This window comes from Rhodococcus chondri, from assembly GCF_036327435.1.
GTDB classification, from domain to species: domain Bacteria; phylum Actinomycetota; class Actinomycetes; order Mycobacteriales; family Mycobacteriaceae; genus Rhodococcus; species Rhodococcus chondri.
This window is the reverse complement of the sequence record NZ_JAUZMZ010000233.1, coordinates 1-5,827: the sequence shown is the minus strand read 5'-3', so window position 1 is coordinate 5,827 and position 5,827 is coordinate 1. Positions and strand designations below refer to the sequence as shown.

The following is a 5,827-nucleotide window of genomic DNA, read 5'->3' as shown; positions in this document are numbered from 1 at the left end:
CCGCACCCACGCGGTAGAGCCGCTCGTCGGCCAGTGCCGGAGCCATGATCTGCAGGCCGCCGGGACGGCCGTCGTCGGCCGACAGGCCGGAGGGCACCGACATCGCGCAGTGACCGGCGAGGTTGGTCGGCAGTGTGCACAGGTCGGACAGGTACATCGCCAGCGGGTCGTCGACCTTCTCGCCCAGCTTCCACGGGGTGAACGGGCTCGTGGGCGACACCAGCACGTCGACCTGCTCGTACGCCTTGTCGAAGTCCTGCGCGATGAGCGTGCGCACCTTGAGCGCCTGACCGTAGTAGGCCTCGTAATACCCGGACGACAGGGCGTACGTGCCGATCATGATGCGGCGCTTGACTTCCTTGCCGAATCCCGCGGCGCGGGTCGCGGCCATGACCTGCTCGGCGCTCATCGTGCCGTCGTCGACGCGCATGCCGTACGACGCGAGCGCGTACTCGAAGTGCGGGCAGGACACCTCCACCACTTCGGCGCCGAGCTTCGTCAGCGTCTCGACCGCGGCATCGAAGGACGAGAGCACGCCGGATTGGTAACTGTCGGAATGCAATTCCTTGACGACACCGACCTTGAGGCCCTTCAGGTCGCCGGCAGCCCCCTGGCGGGCGGCCTCGACGACGGGCCGCACTGCGGCGTCGATCGACGTGGAATCCCGCGGGTCGTGACCCGCGATCACCTCGTGCAGCAACGCCGTGTCGAGGACGGTACGACCGCACGGGCCGCCCTGGTCGAGCGACGAGGCGCATGCGACGAGCCCGAACCGGGACACGGTGCCGTAGGTCGGCTTCGTGCCGACGGTGGCGGTCACGGCGGCCGGCTGGCGGATCGACCCGCCGGTGTCGGTACCGATGGCGAGCGGCGCCTGGTAGGAGGCGAGCGCCGCGGCCGAGCCGCCGCCGGAGCCACCGGGAATGCGGGTGGTGTCCCAGGGGTTGCGGGTCGGTCCGTATGCGGAGTTCTCGGTGGACGAGCCCATCGCGAACTCGTCCATGTTGGTCTTGCCCAGGATCGGGATACCCGCAGCGCGCAGCTTCGTGGTCAGGGTCGCGTCGTACGGCGACACCCAGCCTTCGAGGATCTTCGATCCGCAGGTGGTGGGCATGTCGGTCGTCGTGAAGACATCCTTGAGTGCGATCGGCACGCCGGCCAGCGGCGACACCGGACGTTCGCCCGCGGCGACCGCCCGGTCCACCGCGGCGGCCGCTGCGAGCGCCTCGTCGGCGGCGACGTGCAGGAAAGCGTTGTATGCGCCGTCGACCTCCGCTATGCGGTCGAGGTGCGCCTGCGTGACCTCGACCGAGGAGAGGTCACCGGCGTGGATGCGCTCGGCGAGGGTCGCGGCGTCGAGGCGGGTCACGTCGGTGCTCATTCGCCCTCCCCCAGGATCTGCGGGACGGAGAATCGGCCGTCCTCCACGAGAGGCGCGCCGGACAGTGCCTGCTCGGGAGTCAGTCCCGGCTGCACGATGTCGGGCCGGGTCACGTTGGTGACCGCGTTCGGGTTCGCCATGGGCGCCACCTCGTCCGCCGCCACTTCCGACACCGCCTTGACGTGGCTGAGAATCGAATCAAGCTGGCCGGCGAACTCGTCGAGTTCGGCGTCGGTCAGCGCGAGCCGGGACAACCGAGCGAGGTGCGCGACCTCGTCACGGGAGATGGCAGGCACCGTGGGGGGCCCCTTTCCGATGGAGAATGAACGTCCCGTCCAGGGTAATGCGTGCCCGAAAACGCCGTGCAGTCGGTTCGGTGCCGGTGATCTCGCCTCGGCATGTTGCGAGTCGAAGAAACAGTTGTTGCGTTCATGTGACGCGCACGGATGCGACCGGCGGTTTTCCGTGCGATTCGTGCGATCGGCGCAAGCAACGCGTCCGACGCCGTTCCCGAGGTGAAAAGATGGGCACCGTGCGGGGGTCGGCTGTGGCTCCCGGGTCGGCACGATCGTGCCGATCGGATCGGGGAAAGGACACACGTGTCGTACCTGTTGCGTGTCCAGCTACCCGATCGTCCCGGCAGTCTCGGCGCGCTCGCCCTGGCTCTCGGTTCGGTCGGCGCGGACATCCTGTCGTTGGACGTCGTCGAACGCAGCACAGACTTCGCGATCGACGACCTCGTCGTCGACGTCGAACCAGGCAAGCTGCCCGACACCCTCATCACCGCGGCAGAAGCTGTCGACGGGGTGAGCGTCGACTCGATCCGGCCCTACGCGGGAATGCTCGACACCCACCGGGAACTCGAGCTGATCGACCAGGTCGCCGTCGCACACGACGACCGGCTGCAGATCCTCGTCGACGGTGCACCCCGCGTTCTGCGCGTCGGCTGGGCCACCGTGCTCGGCATGGGACCGCACGGCGCCTACCGTGTGGTCGGGAGTCCGGGCGCACCCGAGACTCGACCGGCGAACCCGCCGTGGATGCCTCTGGAAAAGCCGCAGCTGCTCGATCACGAAGCCGACTGGGTTCCGTCCGTGTGGCGGGACATGGGCACCATGCTGGCGGCAGCGCCGCTCGGCTCCCCCGACCGGGTGCTCATGCTCGGCCGGCCCGGCGGTCCGGCGTTCCGCCCGTCGGAGATCGCCCGGATCGGGTATCTCGCGGGCATCATCGGCACCGTGCTCGGATAGGTACGTCCTCAGTCGTCGTCGCCGGACTCGGGGTCTTTCCCGAGAACCGCGTCGGGTCCCTGCGCGAGCAGCAGCCGGAAGCCGTCCTCGTCGAGGGTCGGCACCCCCAGGTCGGACGCCTTGTCGGCCTTCGTGCCGGGGTTGTCGCCGACCACCACGAACGCGGTCTTCTTCGACACCGACCCGGCGGCCTTCCCGCCGCGCGCCAGGATTGCTTCCTTCGCTTCGTCGCGGGAGAACCCGGCCAGGGTTCCGGTCACGACGATCGACAGCCCTTCGAGGGTGCGCTCGATGGACTCGTCCCGCTCGTCTTCCATGCGCACCCCGGCGGCAGCCCACTTGTCGACGATCGCGACGTGCCAGTCGACCGTGAACCATTCGACGACGGCGGCGGCGATCGTGCCGCCGACGCCCTCGACCGCGGCGAGTTCCTCGAGGGAAGCGGCGCGAATCCGGTCGAGACTGCCGAACTCCGTGGCGAGCGCACGCGCCGCGGTGGGCCCGACGTGCCGGATCGAGAGCGCCACGAGCACACGCCACAGCGGCTGGTCCTGGGCCTTCGCGAGGTTCTGCAGTAGACGTTCGCCGTTCTTCGACAGGGCGCCCTTCGTGGTGCGGAAGAGCGACGTGCGCATCAAGTCTTCCTCGGTCAGGGAGAACAGATCACCCTCGTCGGCGATCGCGCCCGCTTCGAGCAGCGCGGTGGCCGCCTCGTAGCCCAACGCCTCGATGTCGAAGGCACCACGCCCCGCGACATGGAACACGCGCTCGCGCAGCTGCGCCGGACAGTACCGCCGATTCGGGCAGCGCAGGTCTACGTCGCCCTCCTTCGCGGGTGCGAGAGTCGTTCCGCACTCGGGACATTCGGTGGGCATCACGAATTCGCGCTCGGTGCCGTCGCGCAGATCCACGACCGGACCCAGCACTTCCGGGATGACGTCGCCGGCCTTGCGGATGACGACGGTGTCGCCGATGAGCACGCCCTTGCGGGTGACTTCGGACGCGTTGTGCAGTGTCGCGAGAGATACGGTCGAGCCCGCCACGGTGACAGGTTCCATGTAGGCGAACGGGGTGACCCGGCCGGTCCGCCCGACGCTGACCCGGATGTCGAGGAGCTTCGTGGTCACCTCCTCGGGCGGGTACTTGTACGCGATCGCCCAACGCGGAGCACGCGAGGTGGCTCCGAGTCGACGGTGCAGGCCCATATCGTCGATTTTCACGACGAGGCCGTCGATTTCGTGTTCGACGTCGTGCCGGTGCTCACCCCAGTACCCCATCCGCTCGACCACCGCGTCGGTGCCCTGCACCCGCATGGTGTGCGGCGAAACGGGTAGCCCCCACGCTGCGAATGCGTTGTAGGCCTCGGACTGCGACCGGGGTTCGAAACCTTCCATCCGGCCGTAGCCGTGGCAGTACATTCGCAGCTTGCGACGCGCGGTGACGGCCGGGTTCTTCTGGCGCAGCGACCCTGCGGCCGAGTTGCGCGGATTGGCGAACGGCGCTTTGCCCTCGGCGACCAGGCCCGCGTTGAGCGTCTGGAAATCCTCGAGCCGGAAGAACACCTCGCCGCGGACCTCGAGTACCGAGGGAACGGGGTAGTCGTCGCTGTGCCGGAGCTTTTCGGGAACCTCGCCGATGGTCCGAGCGTTGAGCGTGACGTCTTCACCGGTGCGGCCGTCGCCGCGTGTCGCGGCGCGCACGAGACGCCCGTTCTCGTAGACCAGGCTCAGCGCGACACCGTCGATCTTGACCTCGCACAGGTAGTCCGGCCGGGTGCCGGTCTCGGCTTCGGCGCGGGCGAGCCACGCGCGGAGCTCGTCCTCGGCGAACACGTTGTCGAGGCTGAGCATCCGCTCGAGATGGTCGACGGCACCGAATTCGGTCGCGAATCCGCCACCGACCAGCTGAGTGGGTGAATCGGGGGTACGCAACTCCGTGTACTGCTCCTCGAGCGCCTCGAGTTCGCCGAGCAAAGCATCGAATTCGCCGTCGGAGACGATCGGAGCGTCGCGCACGTAGTAGCGGAACTGGTGCTCGCGCACCTGTTCGGCCAGTTCCTCCCAGCGCTCGCGCGCTTCGGAAGGAGCAGTGACGGGCGCGTCCGTGGGTTCACTCACAGGACGAAATCCTAGTCCAGGCGCCCGACAGTTCCCGGAGCGGCAGACGTGGTGTCAGAGCGACTCGGGGTCGTCCGAGAACGCCGTGGCGATGTCGCGCGCCACCCTCAGTGCGGTGCGCGCCCAGTCCGGATCGGCGCCGGACAGTCCGCAGACCGGTGTCACCGACACCGAGCGCAGCACGGTACGGCGGAAACCGAGCCTGTCGATCAGCGCGATCGCGGGGGCGGCATGGTCGCGCCACGTCGGTTTGCCGGTCGGACGCGTGGTCGGGACGAGCCCGAGGATCAGCGCAGTCTCCGAATCGAGCAGCTCCCCGATCCCGTCGAGGTCCGCAGTGCCGATCCGGGACAGATCGAATGCGACGGCGTCGGCGGCACTGCGGCGCAGCAGCGCCATCGGCGCGTCACCGGAGCAGCAGTGCACCGCGACGGACAGCCCGGTGCCCTCGATCGTGGTGTCGAGCACGTCCTGCGCCTCGGGTTCGGGCACAGCCGCAACGGTTTCGAGATATGTTCTGCCCTGCAGTGTTCCGCCGAGCACGGCCGGCAATGCCGGTTCGTCGAGCTGCACGACGACCGAGACACCGAGTCGCCGGGTGAGTTCGGCGGCATGCCTGGCGATGCCCTCTCCGAGCGATTCCGCGAGGTCGCGCACGGCTCCGCGGTCGGTGAGCACCCGCTTGCCGGTGGTGAGTTCGGCATGGGCGGCCAGCGTCAGCGGTCCCGCCGACTGCACCTTCACGGTCCGGTCCGCTCCCCTGCCGGCGTGCTCCCATGCTTCCTCGAACGCGTCGAGATCCTGGTTGAGCAGATCTTCCGCGCGGGCCGCCACCGTCCCGCGACGTGACGCGAGACGGTAGCCGGTGGTGGACGCATCGAGATGCAGGTCGACGAGCAGAGCGCTGGTGCGGCCGATCATGTCGGCGCCGAGTCCGCGGGCGGGCGATTCGACGAGGTGCGGCAGGTCTGTGAGCTCTCCGACGATCACCGCCGCGGCCTCGCGGGCGTCGGTTCCCGGCCACGATCCGATACCCGTGGCGAGCCCCGACCACCGGTCGCGGGGCGCCGGAGTGGCCG

5 protein-coding genes are annotated in these 5,827 nt (G+C 69.0%); 1 reads left to right on the top strand and 4 read right to left on the bottom strand.

Translation table 11 applies throughout. The features are described from left to right. A partial coding sequence (gatA, locus tag Q8814_RS23800) for an Asp-tRNA(Asn)/Glu-tRNA(Gln) amidotransferase subunit GatA (RefSeq protein ID WP_330154438.1) occupies positions 1-1,381 on the bottom strand: 1,381 nt, incomplete at its 3' end. Beyond that, positions 1,378-1,677 (bottom strand): Asp-tRNA(Asn)/Glu-tRNA(Gln) amidotransferase subunit GatC, encoded by a 300-nt coding sequence (gene gatC, locus Q8814_RS23795; RefSeq protein WP_330154437.1) that lies wholly within the window; start codon positions 1,675-1,677, stop codon positions 1,378-1,380. The genes gatA and gatC, both read right to left, overlap by 4 nt. A gap of 303 nt (positions 1,678-1,980) precedes the next feature. Between gatC and Q8814_RS23790 the strand changes: the two genes are divergently transcribed. Next, positions 1,981-2,631, top strand: coding sequence for an ACT domain-containing protein (locus Q8814_RS23790; protein WP_330154436.1), 651 nt, complete (start codon positions 1,981-1,983; stop codon positions 2,629-2,631). Positions 2,632-2,639: 8 nt separating this feature from the next. Here the strand turns inward: Q8814_RS23790 and ligA are convergent, their stop codons facing one another. Further along, positions 2,640-4,748 (bottom strand): NAD-dependent DNA ligase LigA, encoded by a 2,109-nt coding sequence (gene ligA, locus Q8814_RS23785; protein WP_330154435.1) that lies wholly within the window; start codon positions 4,746-4,748, stop codon positions 2,640-2,642. Positions 4,749-4,802: 54 nt separating this feature from the next. After that, entirely contained in the window at positions 4,803-5,780 is a 978-nt protein-coding gene (locus Q8814_RS23780; RefSeq protein ID WP_330154439.1) for a methionine synthase, read from the bottom strand. Between the last annotated feature and the right edge of the window lie 47 nt (positions 5,781-5,827).